Annotated in this window: 14 protein-coding genes and 2 pseudogenes; 8 read left to right on the forward strand and 8 right to left on the reverse strand. The window is 45.7% G+C overall.

Going from position 1 to position 15,952, the window contains the following annotated elements:
* Window positions 1-33 precede the first annotated feature (33 nt).
* Window positions 34-683: pseudogene (locus tag BFW96_RS07135) on the forward strand (LysE family transporter).
* 50 nt (window positions 684-733) lie between these two features.
* Entirely contained in the window at window positions 734-1,243 is a 510-nt protein-coding gene (locus BFW96_RS07140) for a DinB family protein (protein WP_069150761.1), read from the forward strand.
* 49 nt (window positions 1,244-1,292) lie between these two features.
* Here BFW96_RS07140 and iolX read toward each other — a convergent pair whose 3' ends face one another.
* The 3 genes from iolX to BFW96_RS07155 form a co-directional block, all read right to left on the reverse strand.
* The gene (gene iolX / locus BFW96_RS07145; protein WP_069839044.1) at window positions 1,293-2,321 is read right to left on the reverse strand and encodes a scyllo-inositol 2-dehydrogenase; all 1,029 of its coding nucleotides are present in this window, start codon (window positions 2,319-2,321) and stop codon (window positions 1,293-1,295) included.
* Between the two features lie 191 nt (window positions 2,322-2,512).
* On the reverse strand, window positions 2,513-3,526 hold the full coding sequence (gene degA / locus BFW96_RS07150; protein ID WP_069839045.1) for a transcriptional regulator DegA: 1,014 nt from the start codon (window positions 3,524-3,526) through the stop codon (window positions 2,513-2,515).
* 17 nt (window positions 3,527-3,543) lie between these two features.
* Complete coding sequence (locus BFW96_RS07155; RefSeq protein ID WP_069149336.1) at window positions 3,544-4,407, reverse strand: AraC family transcriptional regulator; 864 nt, start codon at window positions 4,405-4,407, stop codon at window positions 3,544-3,546.
* A gap of 123 nt (window positions 4,408-4,530) precedes the next feature.
* Between BFW96_RS07155 and BFW96_RS07160 the strand changes: the two genes are divergently transcribed.
* Window positions 4,531-5,898, forward strand: a complete 1,368-nt coding sequence (locus BFW96_RS07160) for an MATE family efflux transporter (protein ID WP_069839046.1) — start codon at window positions 4,531-4,533, stop codon at window positions 5,896-5,898.
* A 29-nt stretch (window positions 5,899-5,927) separates the two neighbouring features.
* On the opposite strand, the pseudogene BFW96_RS07165 reads toward BFW96_RS07160, so the two are convergent.
* Window positions 5,928-6,757, reverse strand: a pseudogene (locus BFW96_RS07165) (phytoene/squalene synthase family protein).
* An 81-nt stretch (window positions 6,758-6,838) separates the two neighbouring features.
* Window positions 6,839-8,683: an asparagine synthase (glutamine-hydrolyzing) gene (asnB, locus tag BFW96_RS07170; protein WP_069839048.1), complete on the reverse strand. Its 1,845-nt coding sequence runs from the start codon at window positions 8,681-8,683 to the stop codon at window positions 6,839-6,841.
* A gap of 145 nt (window positions 8,684-8,828) precedes the next feature.
* Between asnB and BFW96_RS07175 the strand changes: the two genes are divergently transcribed.
* A complete protein-coding gene (locus tag BFW96_RS07175) occupies window positions 8,829-9,410 on the forward strand; it encodes a DUF2777 domain-containing protein (protein WP_080487964.1) in 582 nt (193 codons plus the stop codon).
* A gap of 31 nt (window positions 9,411-9,441) precedes the next feature.
* Here BFW96_RS07175 and wprA read toward each other — a convergent pair whose 3' ends face one another.
* The 3 genes from wprA to BFW96_RS07190 form a co-directional block, all read right to left on the reverse strand.
* Entirely contained in the window at window positions 9,442-12,126 is a 2,685-nt protein-coding gene (gene wprA / locus BFW96_RS07180) for a cell wall-associated protease WprA (RefSeq protein ID WP_069839050.1), read from the reverse strand.
* A gap of 167 nt (window positions 12,127-12,293) precedes the next feature.
* The gene (locus BFW96_RS07185; RefSeq protein ID WP_014663470.1) at window positions 12,294-12,650 is read right to left on the reverse strand and encodes a YisL family protein; all 357 of its coding nucleotides are present in this window, start codon (window positions 12,648-12,650) and stop codon (window positions 12,294-12,296) included.
* Between the two features lie 115 nt (window positions 12,651-12,765).
* Window positions 12,766-13,671, reverse strand: coding sequence for a fumarylacetoacetate hydrolase family protein (locus tag BFW96_RS07190; protein WP_040083505.1), 906 nt, complete (start codon window positions 13,669-13,671; stop codon window positions 12,766-12,768).
* A gap of 154 nt (window positions 13,672-13,825) precedes the next feature.
* On the opposite strand from BFW96_RS07190, the gene BFW96_RS07195 reads away from it, so the two are divergent.
* From BFW96_RS07195 to gerPB, 4 genes are all read left to right on the forward strand, one after another.
* Window positions 13,826-14,749, forward strand: coding sequence for a CotH kinase family protein (locus BFW96_RS07195; RefSeq protein WP_069839051.1), 924 nt, complete (start codon window positions 13,826-13,828; stop codon window positions 14,747-14,749).
* A gap of 144 nt (window positions 14,750-14,893) precedes the next feature.
* Window positions 14,894-15,064, forward strand: a complete 171-nt coding sequence (locus BFW96_RS07200; protein WP_014663466.1) for an aspartyl-phosphate phosphatase Spo0E family protein — start codon at window positions 14,894-14,896, stop codon at window positions 15,062-15,064.
* A gap of 402 nt (window positions 15,065-15,466) precedes the next feature.
* Window positions 15,467-15,688 carry a spore germination protein gene (locus BFW96_RS07210; RefSeq protein WP_003233088.1) on the forward strand — a complete coding sequence of 74 codons (222 nt, stop codon included), beginning with the start codon at window positions 15,467-15,469 and terminating at the stop codon, window positions 15,686-15,688.
* 14 nt (window positions 15,689-15,702) lie between these two features.
* Window positions 15,703-15,936, forward strand: a complete 234-nt coding sequence (gene gerPB / locus BFW96_RS07215) for a spore germination protein GerPB (RefSeq protein WP_014663465.1) — start codon at window positions 15,703-15,705, stop codon at window positions 15,934-15,936.
* Window positions 15,937-15,952: the final 16 nt, after the last annotated feature.

Consider the following 15,952-nt stretch of genomic DNA (forward strand, 5'->3'; position numbering starts at 1 on the left):
AAATGGCTGGAGACTTTGGTAAACATCTCTTTTATGATTGAAAAAAAGATGTGAAGGGAGCTTTTATCAGCATGAATGCAATCATTCACGGAATTGTGCTCGCGTTTGGCTTAATTTTGCCGCTGGGAGTGCAGAATGTATTTATTTTTCAGCAAGGCGCGTGGCAAAAGCATGTTTGGCGAGCACTCCCCGCCGTCATCAGTGCTTCAGTCTGCGACACCCTGCTCATTGTATTAGCTGTTGCGGGCGTATCTGTCATTGTGCAGCAGCTGCCCATGTTTAAGGCAGTAATGATGGCCGGCGGATTTTTATTTTTGCTTTATATGGGCTGGGTAACTTGGCACAGCCGTCCAAAAACAAGCCAAGATGAAAAACATACGTTTACAGCAAAAAAGCAAGCCATGTTTGCGGCCGCTGCTTCACTTTTAAACCCGCATGCCATTCTGGACACGATCGGTGTCATCGGCACGAGTTCTCTTCAATATTCGGGGCTTGAGAAATGGCTCTTTATGGCCGCCTGCCTCGCTGTATCTTGGATTTGGTTTAGCAGTCTTGCAATAGCGGGCAGGCTGTTTCAAACAATGGATACGAGCGGCAGGCTAATGGTGATCGTAAACAAATGCTCTGCAGCGGTCATGTGGGCAGCGGCAGGATATTTTGGGGTATCACTCTTTTGCAATTGAAGGAGAAACAGATGAAAAAAACGAATTTCTTAGAAAAGGGGGCAATGCTGATGACTGATGCAAAACAGTTTTATGACTATCATTCTTGGGCAAACAAGAAAATATTTACCCATATCGAAAACCTGCCGGAGGAAACTGCCTATCAAGAAGTAAAGAGCGTATTTCCTTCTGTCAGCGACGTGCTGCTTCATATGTGCAGGGCTGACTACATTTGGCTGAATGTTCTTTCGGGAGTGACCTACCAAGAGATTATAGAAAGCGCAGGTAAATTAGAGTCCGCGCAAGGTAATATGGCAGCGATTAAACAGCACGCTGCCGAGCTGGAGTCACAGTATCATGATTTCTTCAGCCGCCAGACGGACTTAGAACAGACCTTCACAATGCAGCATCCGAAACTAGGTACACTGGAATCAACCTATGCAGACACCATCCTGCATGTCGTCAATCACGGCACTTACCACAGAGGGAACGTAACCGCCATGCTGAGACAGCTGGGCCATTCAGGCATACCTACTGATTATATGTACTATTTATATGAGAAAAGAGAAAGCAAGGGCTAAAATGTCCTTGCTTTTTTTGTGGAAAGCCTCAAATGCAACATATTAGCTTTTACATACCTGTATAAGCGCGCTTCACATCAAGCTGTACGGGCCTGCCGCTCTTATAGGAATTGGTCGCCGCGATGCCCACTTCTAAATTGATTGTCGCATCGATATCTGTCACAATCGGCGTTTTTCGATCCCGGACACACTCGGCAAAATGCTGAAGCTCCAAGCAGTAGGCTTCATGAAAACGAGTTTGAAAGTCTGGAATGATATCAAAACTGCTCCCTTTAGCCGATAGGATGGTCACATGTTGATTTCTCAATGTTCCTATGAAAATACTGCCCTCTGTCCCGATCACCTCCGCCCGGATGTCATGTCCGTATGGAGAGGTTCTGCTTGCCTCGACGTCCCCCGCTGCGCCGGAGTCAAATTCAATATACGTCAGCGCCTGATCCACATCGCCGTACTGCTCCATAAACGGATTGTTCAGAATCCTGCCGTGCCCTGAAACAGAAGTGATTTCCGCCCCTATCAAATAACGGGCAATATCATAGTCATGAATGGAGCAGTCAATAAAAATCCCACCGCTGTGTTTGATAAACTCTGCGGGTGGCGCGCCTTGATCGCGCGTAAAGCCTTTATAATAGATAGGTTTGCCGATTTCACCTGCGTCAATCCGCCGCTTGGCATCTGCGTATGCGGGATCGAACCGTCTCATAAAGCCGACTTGGCAAATGACACCTGTCTCCTGCACTTTTTCAGAAACTGCTCTAGATTCCTCAAGGCTTAATGTCAGCGGTTTTTCAACGAAGATCTGTTTGCCGTTCTCGGCTGCTTTGATGATCATATCACCATGTGTGCTTGTCGGCGTTACGATAATGACAGCATCAATACCGGGATCTTCTAACACCTCATATGGGTCCTCTGACCATTTTTCGATACCGAATTCTCTGGCAACCTGCTCCGCTCTCCCTTTCAACGGATCACTGACACAGACCAGCTTTGCCCCTGGTACACTGGTAACGAGATTTTTCGCATGATAATAACCGAGCCTTCCTAATCCCAATACTGTGCATCTTACTTGATGTTCCACTCCCCATCCTCTCCTTTGTCTCATTTCAGGATCGCTTGGAGAAAGCGCTTTCTCTTAACAGCTAAAAAAACAGCGGCAACTCCGCTTTCATTTTTGCGCAAGCGCTTTCTCAAAAGATGGTTTCATTTTACACTGCCTTTTGTTGACACGCAATATGTTTTTTAAATCAAAAAACCCGCTCATTAGCGGGCCTATGTGTTAGGCGGTGATGTAGAATGTCTGATTACAAGTTCAGGCGGGAGCACTATTTTATGTTTCGTCTTTCGTTTTCCCTCTATTGCTTCTGCCAGCAGTTCAATGACGCTTCGCCCCATATCTTTTATCGGCTGGGCTACGGTCGTCAGGGGCGGAGCCGCCATTTCTGCGAGTATCGTGTTATCAAAACCAATGATAGAAAGGTCGTCCGGCACTTTTATGCCTCTTATTCTTGCAGCTTGTATGGCGGCGCAGGCCAATACGTCATTGAAGGCAAAAATAGCCGTCGGAGCGTTTCTGTCGAGCAATTTACCCGCTTCTTCCTTGCCGCTTTCCAAGGAAAATCGAGTCGGGATGATCAGTGACTCATCAATGGGCACGCCCGCTTCCTCCAACGCCTGGCGGAAGCCTTTGATTCTATTTTTTTCACCTGTTGTTGACCCGTCTCCGATAATACAGGCGATGTTCGTGTGGCCGAGTGACAGAAGATGCTTGGCAGCCTCGTACCCGCCGCGAACATCATCCATGACGACAATATCCATCGGAAGCAGCGGTTTATCCTGAGAAATCATGGCAAGCGGAATCTGTTCATTGGCGATTTCCTCCAAAGCAGACATACTGTCATGGTTTTCAATCCCTGTTGCAAAAATAATGCCGTCCACCTTTTTCTGCTTCAGCACAGAAAAATATTTCGTTTCTTTTTCCGGATCGTAATCGGTGCTGCAAATCATCATTTGAAAACCAAGCTCATCCGCTCTTTCCTCAATGCTTTTGGCAAGTTCGCCGTAAAACGGATTTGAAATATCAGGCGCTACGAGAGCGATCATATTCGTTCGTTTTCCCGTTAACGCCGCGGCGTGGACATTGGGCATGTATGCCATTTCATTCATGACATTCATGACCTTCTGCCGCGTTTTGTCGCTGATTCTCCCCGTATGGTTAATCACACGCGACACGGTTGTAATCGAGACACCCGCCGCCCTTGCCACATCGTAGATTGTTGTTTTCATGTTCATCCCTCGTTTGGTTATTGAACTTTACGGCTGACAATTTTCCGGTATTCAATTGGTGAAATCCCTTCTATCTGCTTAAAGAGTTTCGAAAAGTATGTCGGATCTTCCATTCCAACGGTTTCTGCAATAACGCCCATTTTATCATTTGTAGAGGATAAAAGACGCTTCGCTTCTGTCATTCTCACCCGGTTCGTGTATTGTGCCGGCGTTACGCCGAGCACCTGCTGCATGCAGCGGCTCACATAATCCTGATGATAGTGAAGGGCGAGTGACAGATCCTTGATTGTCGTCTTTTCCTTATAATGCTCCTGTAAATACCGGGCCGCCTCCCAGGCTACCCGCTCTTTCGCAGACGGTATTTGGAACGCTTCTTTTTGCAGATGCAGCATCAGCTCCTCAAATAAGATTTGCTTTCTAAGCGGCAAATCGGAGTTTTCCGCGGAGTAATCAATCAGTCTTTCAAACTGCTGCGCCATAAACTGCGGGCGCTGCACCTTGCCTTTTCTCGGCAAAGCCAATCCGTAGCGGGCCGGCTCTTCGAAGCTCCCTTTTTCCTGCTGAAGCTCAGACCAATTGCTGCCTCCCTTAGCTGTAAATTCATAACGGTGTTCATCGAAGTGAAGCCAATAGTAGGAGGTTGCTTCATCACTGCCCTTCGTTCCATAGTGTTCGAGACCGGGAGAAAGCAGAATGTACTCGCCGCCTTCAATGGAGAATGATTTCTCATTTTCCGTAATATATAACGTTCCGTCTTTGACATATATCAGATCAAACACGGAGAATACACGTTTCACATGGGTTTCTCCCTTTTTAAAAACCCCTTCTCCGGCCGCTATAAATACCGGAAAAGGCGGGACAGTAAACAGGATGCGAGGCATTTGAATCATCCTCCTTTTTAAGTCGGATTTTTACAAGAAGTATCGTTTCTCTCCCTTTTTATTATAAGGAAATGGAGGTACACTTTAAAACGTTGATTTTATTTACGAAAGGGGTTAGACACAATGAAACAAGCTGTCTTCAAATCAACTGCTTTGAAAAAACCCGCTGACAAAACGTTCTCATTATTTTCGCTTACTTGGCCGATCTTTATTGAGGTCTCATTATATATGTTTATGGGTAATGCCGATACACTGATGCTCAGCCAATACTCGGATAACAGCGTGGCAGCAGTCGGCGTCAGCAACCAGATTTTGAATTTAATTATCGTGATGTTCAGCTTTATCGCCACAGGAACGACCGTTGTGATTTCACAATTTTTAGGCTCGCGGCAAAAGAAAGAAGCCATGGAAGTCGCTTATGTGTCAATCGGCGCCAACTTCTTCATCAGCCTTGCGATCAGTGCCATCATTTTTTTCGCGGCGGTTCCTCTGCTTCATATGATGGGATTATCAAACGAGCTGATGCCTGATGCGAAAGTCTTTTTACAAGTTGTCGGAGGTCTGTCCTTTATTCAGGCTTTAATCATGACATTCAGCGCGGTCTTAAAAAGCTACGGCTACACAAAAGATACAATGTTTGTCACTATCGGCATGAACATTTTAAACATTGCCGGAAACTGTGTGGTGATTTTTGGTTTGTTCGGCTTTCCTGTTCTCGGCGTTGCCGGTGTGGCGCTGTCTACATCTATCGCCCGCGTCATCGGATTAATCGCGATGATTGTGATTGTCAACAAACGCATTCAGCTGAAGATGTCGCTGAAAAAAGTGTTTCATATGCATAAAGAGCATTTGCGCAAGCTGCTGAAAATCGGCATCCCTTCTGCGGGAGAACAGCTGTCATACAACCTGTCGCAAATGATTGTCACGTATTTTATCGCGATCATGGGCGCGCAGGCGTTGACAACAAAAGTGTATACGCAAAATATTACGATGTTTATTTTGCTGTTCGGCACTGCGATCAGCCAGGGTACGCAAATTTTAATCGGCCGTTATATTGGCGGCAAACAATTTGATGCCGCTTATGAGCGCTGCATGAAAAGCTTATATTGGGCACTCGGAATTGCTGCGGCTACCTCAGTTTTAATGACGATCTTTTCAAAAGACCTGATCGGCATCTTTACACAAAGCCCTGACATTATTGCGACTGCGAGCCTTTTGATTGCCATGACGATTATCCTTGAACCGGGCCGCTCGTTTAATGTCATTATCATTAACTCCCTGCGTGCCGCGGGGGATGCGAAATTCCCGGTTTACATGGCAATGATTTCAATGTGGGGCATCGGTCTCCCGCTTGCTTATCTATTCGGCATCCATCTCGGTTTCGGTCTTGCCGGCGTTTGGATTTCCTTTATTGCGGACGAATGGGTTCGCGGAATCTTAATGTACAGAAGATGGCGCTCCCGCATCTGGATTCAAAAAGGTATGGCGTAACACCCGGCTCAATAAGGCCGGGTGTTTTTTTATATGTCAGACAGAATCCGCTTCACTTCATTCTCTGTGAGGGCGTATTGATGTTGAAATACATCATACTGCTCCGCCCGGATTTTTTCTAAAACAGCCCGGTACAAATGAAGAGCGGCTTTCACCGTTTTTTGTGAATACTGCGGAAATAGCGGCAATGCATCCAGACACTCCTCAAGATAGGCTTCCGCTTCAAAAGCGATATACTCCCATGTCATAGTAAACGCCTTATTCACGACGCCATTTTGAAGGTCGTCCTCTGTATATCCAAATTGCTGCATCACCTGCCGGGGGATGCGGTTTTTTTGCTGTTGGCCAGTGCCGATATCTCTCAGAATCCGAATCAGCTGAATCGCTAAAAAGAGTGAACCGGCTGCATGTGTCAACTGTTCCCGATGCCGGCGCGTCATGATCGGGAGCAGCATCAATCCGCCTGCGCCGCCCGTCTGGTATGCGTGCATGAGCAGTTCATCAAGATTTTCGAACGGTTTATCTTCCGCTTTCTGTGCGGCCATAAACTCACGGAATGGCTCGCTGTCCAGAGTAAAGGTTTGGTACGCATGACCAAAAGCCTTCCACAAAAAGTGATTCCCGTTATACGTCCCGGAAAAAATATCTTCCGCCTCAGCTTCAATGGCAGATAACGCCTTCCCATCCGCATTGGCTGCCGTATGGCAAAACGCCACAACCGCCCAAGCTGCCTGCCTTTGCTTCAGTGGAAGAAACGAAAATGCTTTGTAGCAGGCTGGTTCGCGGGCGCTGACAATCTGGCCGCATTCAAGATAGGCTTCTTTTATCTCTTTCATTTCTTTTCACTCCTATGTATCACTGCTTCTTCAAGTCTATTATGTTTTCTCACAATTGTATATGAAGAAAAAGCCGATTCCTTTTAGCAGAATCGGCTTTTTCTTTATCCTTCATCAATATCAATGCGATACGCTTCAAACCATGTATGAATTTGGGCTAGATGGGCGATCAGCTGAGGCCCTTTCATAAGCTGCCCGAACCACGGAACCTTGAAGGAGGAACCTTCCGTTTCTAAAAGCTGATCTAATTGTTTTCTGTCCAGCAAGGTATGGAGCACGGAGTCCTTTTGGCTTCTGATCGTTTTCAGCCATTCGCTGACGCCTTTTGTATATTCGGGGTGGTGCGTTTTCGGATACGGGCTTTTTTTGCGATACAAAATGTCATCAGGCAAAATGCCCTCAAGCGCTTTGCGCAAAATGCCTTTTTCTCGGTTGTCATGCATTTTCATTTCCCATGGGATATTCCAAACATATTCCACGAGCCGGTGATCGGCGAACGGCACCCGCACTTCCAGGCTCGCCCCCATGCTCATGCGATCCTTCCGATCCAAAAGGTTCGTCATAAACCAAAGCATATTTAAATAGAACAGCTGTCTTCTTGCTTTATCCACACCCGTTTCTCCATCTAATAATGGCGTTTCCGCCAAGGTTTCTTCGTATTTGGCATTTACGTATTCTTTCAGATTCAATTTTTTCTGCCATGAGTCAGAAAGCAGCTTGATCCGCTCCTCTGTCGATCTCATCCATGGAAAGCCTGACTCGACGTCAGCCATATGAAACCACGGATACCCGCCGAAAATCTCATCCGCGCACTCTCCCGACAGGCTGACGACAAAGTCCTTTTTGATTTCCCGGCAAAACCACAACAGGGATGAGTCAACATCCGCCATTCCCGGCAAGTCTTTGACCAGTACAGCTTCCTCCAAGTGATCAACGAGATCCTTTTGGCTGATGACACATTTGTGGTGCGTTGTGCCGAAAGCCTCTGTCATTTTTTCAATCCATGGCCCGTCATCATTCGGCTGAAAAGCGCTTGCTTGAAAAAATTTATCGTTCTCTTCGTAATCAATTGAATAAGTATGAAGCGGTGCTTTTCCTTCCTTTTCAAAATGGCCCGCCGCAATCGCTGTAATCGCGCTTGAGTCCAAACCGCCTGATAGGAACGTACAAACCGGCACATCCGACACAAGCTGCCGCGTCACCGCGTCTTGAAACAATGATCTGACATTGGCAACCGTGTCACCAAAACTGTCCGTATGTCTTTCGCTTTCAACATTCCAATAACGCCAAATCGTAAGCCCGTCTTTGGAAAACGTCAGCGCGTGAGCCGGGCGGATTTCTTTTATGCCTTTAAATACGCCAGTGCCCGGGGTTCTGGACGGTCCAAGCCCGAAAATTTCAGAAAGTCCCGTTCTGTCCACCCGCGCTTTTATATCAGGGTGTGCGAGGATCGCTTTGATTTCTGACCCGAAGAGAAATGAAGAGCCTTCCTTCGTGTAAAAAAACGGCTTTACGCCGAGACGGTCTCTTGCGGCAAACAGCAGATTGCGCTTTTCATCCCACACAGCAAAAGCGAATATGCCATTGAGATGGTCGACACAGTCTTCCTGCCATTCAATGTAGCTGTGAAGAAGCACCTCGGTATCTGATGTGCGCTCGAATTGATGGCCCCGAGCCCGCAATTCTTTGCGCAAATCTTCCGTGTTATACAGCTCGCCATTGTAAATAATGGTGTACGTATCGCCTTTATAGGTGCACGCCATCGGCTGGCGTCCGCCTTCAATATCAACAACAGCAAGTCTTTTATGTCCGAATAAAACATGGTGCTCTCCCCAAACGTTAGAATCATCAGGCCCTCGTTTGGAAAGAGTGTCTGTCATTCTGTTCATCGTTTGTTTTTCCTGGACGAGCTGCTTTTTAAAATCGACCCAACCCGTAATTCCACACATGTGATATCAGCTCCAATCCCGTTTCTATCGTAACAATTTCGTTTCTTTCAGCACCTTAGTAAGTTTATGCATCTATAGGCAGATAGTTGATTTGTCCATAAAAGAGTTGTATGGGACAGGCTTGAATTGGAAAGAAAAGAGAGGAATGAAGAAAAAGGAGACAGCATGCATGAAACGGAAACAATTGATATATACAGAGGAACGAAAATGGGAATACGGCACCATCCTCATCGAAGACGGCATCTGTTTAATCGAAAACGGAGAAGGTGATATACTTTCGGCGGACACTCTCCAACACAGGCAAATCTGGGTCCACCATAAAGGAAAGTGGGAGCAAGCCGGCTTTCAGGATCAATTGGTTCTGGCATGCGGTGAAGAAAACATCTCCCTTGCCGGTGGAGAACGCATCCGCTATGAGAAATCAGTCAAGCGGCCGCTTATGGCGCTTTTGGATTCGCTTGACGACGAAACCTTTCTCGCATTTCTGCAGCACTTGCACAGCTTCGGCTTATCGGTATTCGATTGCGTCTTTTCTTATAATAAAGGAGTCTTTTCAAATACTTCGGAGGAGCAGGGTGTGTCCTTTTATCACTTTTCAAATGATACCGCCCAATGCGCGATGCAGCATCACTACAGCAGCGAAGGGACAGGAGACCGGTTTGAATGGACGGCTTCAAACGGAAAGCGATCCATCATGTATTCAGCAGTCCAACGGGGACGCAAATAAAAAAAGCGGTGCATCGAGCACCGCTTTTTGGTTACTTTTCTACGACAACTTTTGCTTCCTTGCTTTCTTTTTTATCTGTATCCGCAGCCGTGACGTACAGCACTGTTCCGGCTTTTTGTTTTTTTATTTTCACCGAAAACGCTCCTTTTGCATCAGCCTTGGCAGAAGCAATGACTTTCTTTGATTTGTTTTTCACTCTGATCATCGCTTTGCTGTTCGCCTTCCCTTTTACTGCCGTATCCTTCGATTTGACCGCGTTTACTTTCGGTGTGCCGGAAGGTTTTCCTTTGACGACAACAACTTTATACGATGTTTTCGCATCGCCTTTTGTTGCTTTCACATACAGTACTTGATCCTGTTTTTGAGTCGCGATATTAACCTTGAACGCATTGTCTTTTCCGGCTTTGGCGCTGCCGAGTTTCTTTTTGCCGTTCATCACCTCGATCAGCGTGCCTTCCTTTGCGTTTCCTCTGACAGCTGTTTGAGTGCTTTCCAGCTTGTTGACCTTGAGCTGTAAATCAGCTGCGCTGACAGCCTTCATGACATTCAGACGCCCGTAGCCTGAGTGCCAGTCTACTCCAGGTGTCTTTGGAATTTCAATCGGATCGCCATAATCGTCATATAACTCTTCTTCTTCGCCATCGACACTTTCAAAGGAAATATCATCTGCAGTCTTTTTCAACATATCCTCTACTTCTGTTCTCTTCAGCTTAGGATTTTGAGCAAACAGCAGTCCCGCAGCAGCGGCAGCATATGGCGTCGCCATGGATGTTCCGCTCATATATGTGACATTTCCGTTCGGCACTAAGCTCGGGATATCAGACCCTGGAGCAGAGATGTCCAGGCCTTTTCCATAGTTAGAAAAATCCGCGGTCATATCCATGCGGTTTGTGGCGCCGACTGACATCACATATTTAGAAGATGCAGGATAAGATAAAGAATTGGCTCCGTCATTCCCGCTGGCTGCGGCAATCAAGACATTTTTGTCAGCTGCGTATTTCAAAGCAAATTCAAGCACGCGGCTGTAGCCTCCGCCTAAACTTAAATTAATTACCTTTGCTCCTTTATCAGCAGCATATTTGATGCCGAGTGCGATTTGTTCAGTATCTCCGGAGCCCGTGGAATCAAGCACTTTGACAGGGATAATTTTCGCTTTGGCGTTCAATCCAGTCATTGAGTAGCCGTTATCGCTTTGGGCGGCGATAATGCCGGCGACATGCGTTCCATGCCCCTGATCATCCATTGCATTGTTATTCCGTCCGACAAAATTGCGTCCGAGATCGGTTCTTACTTTTCCTTTTAAATCGGCAAGCGTGCTGTCAACGCCTGTGTCTACTACTGCAATGAGTGTATCGTTAAGCTTGCGCTTGGACAGCAATGTGCTGGCAGGCTCGTATTTTACATCCGCGTTTTTAACACCGCCGTTTTCACCAGTGTTTTTAAGCGGCCATTGGTAAGGATACTGAATATCGTTTGCCAGGCTCTTGTATTCCTTTACAGGCTCCGCAAATTCTACGTTAGACATCTTGGATAATGTCGTGGCAGCGCTTTTGACCCGTTTGGCGCTTGCCGTATATGTGCCGTTCTGTTTCTCATCTTTTGGCAGTTCAAATGAATATAGATTGTCAAACAGTTTCTTTGCCTTTTTCACATTAGAAATATCTTTTTTCGATTGCGCGCTTGCAGAAAAGCCCTTCATTTCGTTATGTACGGATGAGAGGCTTTTATTATCCTTCACCTTGAAAATAACCTTTGTTGTCTGAACTTCACTTTTTGCTGCAATATTGTTTTCAGTTAAAATTGTTCCTGCTGTTTTGCCTTGCAGCTGCTTAATATTTAATCGATCCGCCTGTTTCTTTATTTCCTCTTTAAGGAAAGACGGTACCGACTGTAAAGCTTTGTCATATAGCCGATTGATGGCTTTTTGATCCTTTTCAGTGACCTTATATGAAGATGAGGTTCCGTTTTCTGACACATCGTCAAATAACGGCTTTAATGTCACAAGATCCTGATAGATTTCATTTCTTGCTGTTTTATTGAGTGCGAGCTTTGCAACGATAAACGGTGCTGCTTTGTAATAAAGGCTTGTCAGTTCTTTGCCTTCTGCTGTTTGGCTCAGCTGCTCATCCCGAATCGCTCTCAGCTTATCCAGAATGCCTTTTCCAGATTTCTTCTGATCGACACTCATTTCAACCGGACAAGCTTCTTCCTCTTCTAAATCTGATGGCTGTTTTTTGGTGCCTTTATACCCAATCGTATACTTGGCTTCCGCAGCTGCTTTTGCTGTTCCGCCGTCCTCCGGATCTTCTTCTCCGAGGTATTCAACTTTTACATAGTAAGGGCCGCTCCACGCGTATGGAAAAATGATTTCGCTTTTTCCATCCTCCGCTGTGAAAGATCGATACATCTCAAACGTTTCATCTTTAAGCGCTTTTTCCTTACTTGAATATACAGATACATTCAGTACTGAATCACTCTTTACGGTCAGTGCCATATGTGAGTTTTTCTGAATATCCGTCTTTCCCGGAGTCACTTTGTACCATTTCACCTGTTCCGGCTCCTTCATGGCGCCTGTCTGCTCTTTGCCGTTTTCCAGAGCAGCCGCCTGATCAATCGCTCCGGCCGCTGCGGCTTTGGTTCCCGGAGAAAACAGGCTGAAAATCAGTGCAAAAATAAGCACTGCCGCCACAAACGAGCTGAATTTTCTACGTTTCATGATATCCCTCCTGCAAAATAATGAATCTCCTTGAAGGTATCATAATTTCATAGGACGAGATACCGCTTACAGGGAATTTTAAGGTTATTTTAAATGATTTGGTATATAAGGGGATGATTATAAAAAAACCCAACTCTATCAAAGAGCCGGGTTCACGGGATTTTCGATTAAAATAATTGAAAACCGATTGGCAAATGCAGACCAAGCAGCACTGTCAGCACAAGAACAATGACAAAGCCGATCCACAGGCCTCCTGTTGATTTTTCTTTTTTCTTGCGGATGAGGAGCATTTCCATCAGTCCGATGGTGATAATGCCCAGAATCATTTTGCCGGCATATTCCCCGTTCCAGTTGGCAAAGCGGACAAACAGCTCAGCTCCTGTGAGAATAATAAGGATATAGAATAACCGCAGAATCATATGAGTGATTTTTGCGCCCTTCGCACTTCCTGAAGAATACAGCGAGTAGCTGACGAAAAGCAGAATCAGCGCCACTACCCATGTTGTAATATGTAGGTGTGTCATATATGTTCCCCCTATCAGATAAATTACCCCACTTATAGTACCATGAACATGTCCTCTGCCACAAAGAAGATTGTCAGAAAAAACGGGCGGGTCCAGGTCCGCCCACCAGTTTTATTCAGCCGATTTGGTTTGACAGCGTTCCGATCGGGTCGATTGTAATATCAATTTTGTCGCCTGACCGCAAAAATTTTGGGGGCGTAAACCCCTTGCCGACACCAGACGGGGTACCGGTGGCAATGATGTCTCCCGCTTCAAGCGTCATCCCCTTTGAGAGGGTTTCAATTAATTCCGGAATGGAAAAGATCATATCGCTTGCTGAACCGGATTGGCGCAGCTCACCGTTGACTCTTGTTTCAACCTTGAGGCGCTCCGGCTCCTGAATCGATGATTTATGTACAAGCACGGGTCCCATCGGACATGTCGTATCCAGGCTTTTTCCGATAAAAAACTGCTTATGCCTTTTTTGCAGATCACGCGCCGTTATATCATTCACAATCGTATATCCGAAAACATGCTCATATGCGTCTTCTTTTGAAATGCGGGTCCCGCTTTTTCCGATCACGACAGCAAGTTCTCCTTCATAATCAAGTTGAGAGGTGACCTCTTCATGTCCCTTGACGATATCTCCATGCCCCGTAACCGTTACCGGCGATTTAGTAAATACCATCGGATGCTCCGGAATATCAGCCTCACTTCCCATTTCAATCGCGTGATCCCGGTAGTTTTTGCCGATGCAGATGATATTTTTTGATGGCTTCGGAATGGGTGCATGGAGCTTCACCTCAGATAATGAATACATAAATGATCCAAGCTCATCATTCGGTTTCTTCGCCCACTCGGCCAGCTGCCTTGCATGCGCAACGAATTTATCCCCTTCTGCGATACATTCAATCAGCGATCCCGGAATCGTCTCAAGTTCAAACAGTTTTTTTTCAGCCTTTTGCAAATCCATAATTTTCTCATCATCAATGATCAGGCCGACAAACATTCGGTTGTAAAGTTCCCCTGTCGCAAATTTCATGTTATTCCTCCATCATCTTTTAAATCAGAATGCTCCTTCATGTATTCTCTGTCGAATGCTGAAATCCCTTTTTCTCATATTCGTTTTCATTTCGTTTCAGGACGGGCTTGCTGTTCATATCATACAAATGTCGTTTTGAGAAGGAGGAAAGAATATGGAGAGCGTGCATTTATTTTTTCACCGGGAGCAGCTGAAAAGGAAAGGTACTGCCAAGGGGCTTTTCGTAACAGACCGGTCTGTTTCTCCCATTCTTCTCACACAGCGTGACAGAGCGGAAAAGGCATCCTATGAAATCAGCTGGGAAAGGTCTCTGCTTGGTGAAAGGACACTCTTTTTGAATGCGGAACAGGATGATCCGTCCCTGATGCGGCGCAGACTCGCCTATTGTTTTTTTGACCAGATCGGCGTACCTGCTCCCGCTGCCTCGTACAGCTTCCTGACCATCAATGGCCAGCCTGAAGGCATTTATTTGAACATCAAGAACCATCAGCCAGCCGGTAGAACGAGTTACGGAGTGAAGACCGCCGATCCAAGGATTCCAGTGTCTGTTTTTAACGATGATTCTTCCGCATTCTTGCATGAATTTTTCATACTGATCCGCACAGCTGGAGATGACGAATTGGCCGAACGCATTAAATTGTATCTGGATGTCAAGCTGTTTTTTTTGTGGCTGATTGGCAATGCCTGCACCAATCAAGGCTTTTATTACACATTTTGTTTAAATGAATCCAGCCGGATTTACGTTTCTCCGATAGAGACAAGATCACTTGCCTTTCAAGGAAGGTATGATGAGGACCCGCTTCTGGCAAAAGGAGAGACGCTTTCGTCAAGGCTTCTTTCCATTCCCGCCTTCCGCTCGCAATATCACACATTAATGAAAAACGTGCTGAACCGGTCGTTTACTATTGAACGATTGTCTCCTTTCATCAGCGAATGGCATCTTGACATTTGTCAAAGAGCTGATGATGATCCTTTTCTAAAAAAAATCCCCTTTCAAATCGAAAAGGAGCAGACAAACATACTTAGAGAAATTGAGGAACGGCAGGACTTTTTACAAGCACACTTAGCAAGACTATAGTCCTTTCTCCTTCAAAAAAGCCGCAGCAAAAAATGTCGCTTTTTTAGTCAAATTGACGAAAGGCAACCTTTTCAGCCAAAATAGGTTATACTAACGATATCCTGTATTTATATCAAAATAAAATCTAGAATTGGAGATAGCGTAATGAACTGTAAAATTGAAGAAATGAGAATCACACTAATTGAAACAGCACAAAAATACGGCATGAATTCAAAGGAAACGATTCAATGCAGCCAAGAGCTGGATATCCTGCTGAATACCCGGATAAAAGAAGAAATGATGTTTTCGGGATATCTTGAAAACTCCCGTATGTAAACCATTTTCGATAACGATTCGAATACACCACATGCAACTCCGCTTTTTGCTCAGCACTTCTGGGATATACCTCAGGGCGAGAATGTGCCCGCCCAACAATCGTATACCGCAGCACGACATACTCCAAAAAGCATTTCTACACGCAAAAACACCAAAGAAACAAACCAAAATAACCATAGGCGGATCGCGGCATCCTTAGCCGCATGTCCGCTCAACTTATACACAAAACATAACGGCTCGAAAAATTAAAGCGTTTTCATCAAGAGCCGATATGTCCCCTTTAAATTTCTCTCACACATATGTGCGTTTGTCATAAGCTATCGTGAATAGCCCAAGTGAAATCAGAATTGTATTTTCACTTTACTTGTCTTTTTTAAATTTTTCAACAAAGGATGTGCTCGTATGCCAGCCATTGTCGGAGCGTTTAAAATTAATGCGATTGGTACGAGCGGAGTCGTTCACATCGGGGACTGCATTACGATTTCTCCTCAGGCTCAGGTCAGAACATTTGCCGGCGCTGGCAGCTTTAATACCGGCGACAGCCTCAAGGTGATGAATTATCAAAACGCGACGAATGTGTATGACAATGATGCGGTTGATCAGCCGATCGTAGCCAATGCGTAAAAGGAGTGAGGCTCATGAACTTCTATATTAATCAAACCATTCAAATCAACTATCTTCGGCTGGAATCAATCAGCAATTCCTCCATTCTGCAAATTGGGAGCGCCGGATCAATCAAGTCTCTGTCAAATTTGTATAATACGGGCAGCTATGTAGAACCGGCACCAGCGGTTTCAGGCACAGGGCAACCGCTCCAGCTGCAGGAACCCGACACAGGTTCATTGGTCCCGCTCCAGCCTCCTGGCCGTTAATCATATGAAAGAGGTG

It is taken from the genome of Bacillus sp. F56 (assembly GCF_001748205.1).
GTDB classification, from domain to species: Bacteria; Bacillota; Bacilli; order Bacillales; family Bacillaceae; genus Bacillus; species Bacillus stercoris.

Bases quoted from the DNA above. Each gene is read 5' to 3' on its own strand.
- BFW96_RS07140 (WP_069150761.1), top strand. From the start codon at position 734: ATGACTGATGCAAAACAGTTTTATGACTATCATTCTTGGGCAAACAAG.
- degA (WP_069839045.1), bottom strand. From the start codon at position 3,526: ATGAAAACAACAATCTACGATGTGGCAAGGGCGGCGGGTGTCTCGATT.
- BFW96_RS07155 (WP_069149336.1), bottom strand. From the start codon at position 4,407: ATGCCTCGCATCCTGTTTACTGTCCCGCCTTTTCCGGTATTTATAGCG.
- BFW96_RS07160 (WP_069839046.1), top strand. From the start codon at position 4,531: ATGAAACAAGCTGTCTTCAAATCAACTGCTTTGAAAAAACCCGCTGAC.
- asnB (WP_069839048.1), bottom strand. From the start codon at position 8,683: ATGTGTGGAATTACGGGTTGGGTCGATTTTAAAAAGCAGCTCGTCCAG.
- BFW96_RS07175 (WP_080487964.1), top strand. From the start codon at position 8,829: ATGAAGAAAAAGGAGACAGCATGCATGAAACGGAAACAATTGATATAT.
- wprA (WP_069839050.1), bottom strand. From the start codon at position 12,126: ATGAAACGTAGAAAATTCAGCTCGTTTGTGGCGGCAGTGCTTATTTTT.
- BFW96_RS07185 (WP_014663470.1), bottom strand. From the start codon at position 12,650: ATGACACACCTACATATTACAACATGGGTAGTGGCGCTGATTCTGCTT.
- BFW96_RS07190 (WP_040083505.1), bottom strand. From the start codon at position 13,671: ATGAAATTTGCGACAGGGGAACTTTACAACCGAATGTTTGTCGGCCTG.
- BFW96_RS07195 (WP_069839051.1), top strand. From the start codon at position 13,826: ATGGAGAGCGTGCATTTATTTTTTCACCGGGAGCAGCTGAAAAGGAAA.
- BFW96_RS07200 (WP_014663466.1), top strand. From the start codon at position 14,894: ATGAACTGTAAAATTGAAGAAATGAGAATCACACTAATTGAAACAGCA.
- BFW96_RS07210 (WP_003233088.1), top strand. From the start codon at position 15,467: ATGCCAGCCATTGTCGGAGCGTTTAAAATTAATGCGATTGGTACGAGC.
- gerPB (WP_014663465.1), top strand. From the start codon at position 15,703: ATGAACTTCTATATTAATCAAACCATTCAAATCAACTATCTTCGGCTG.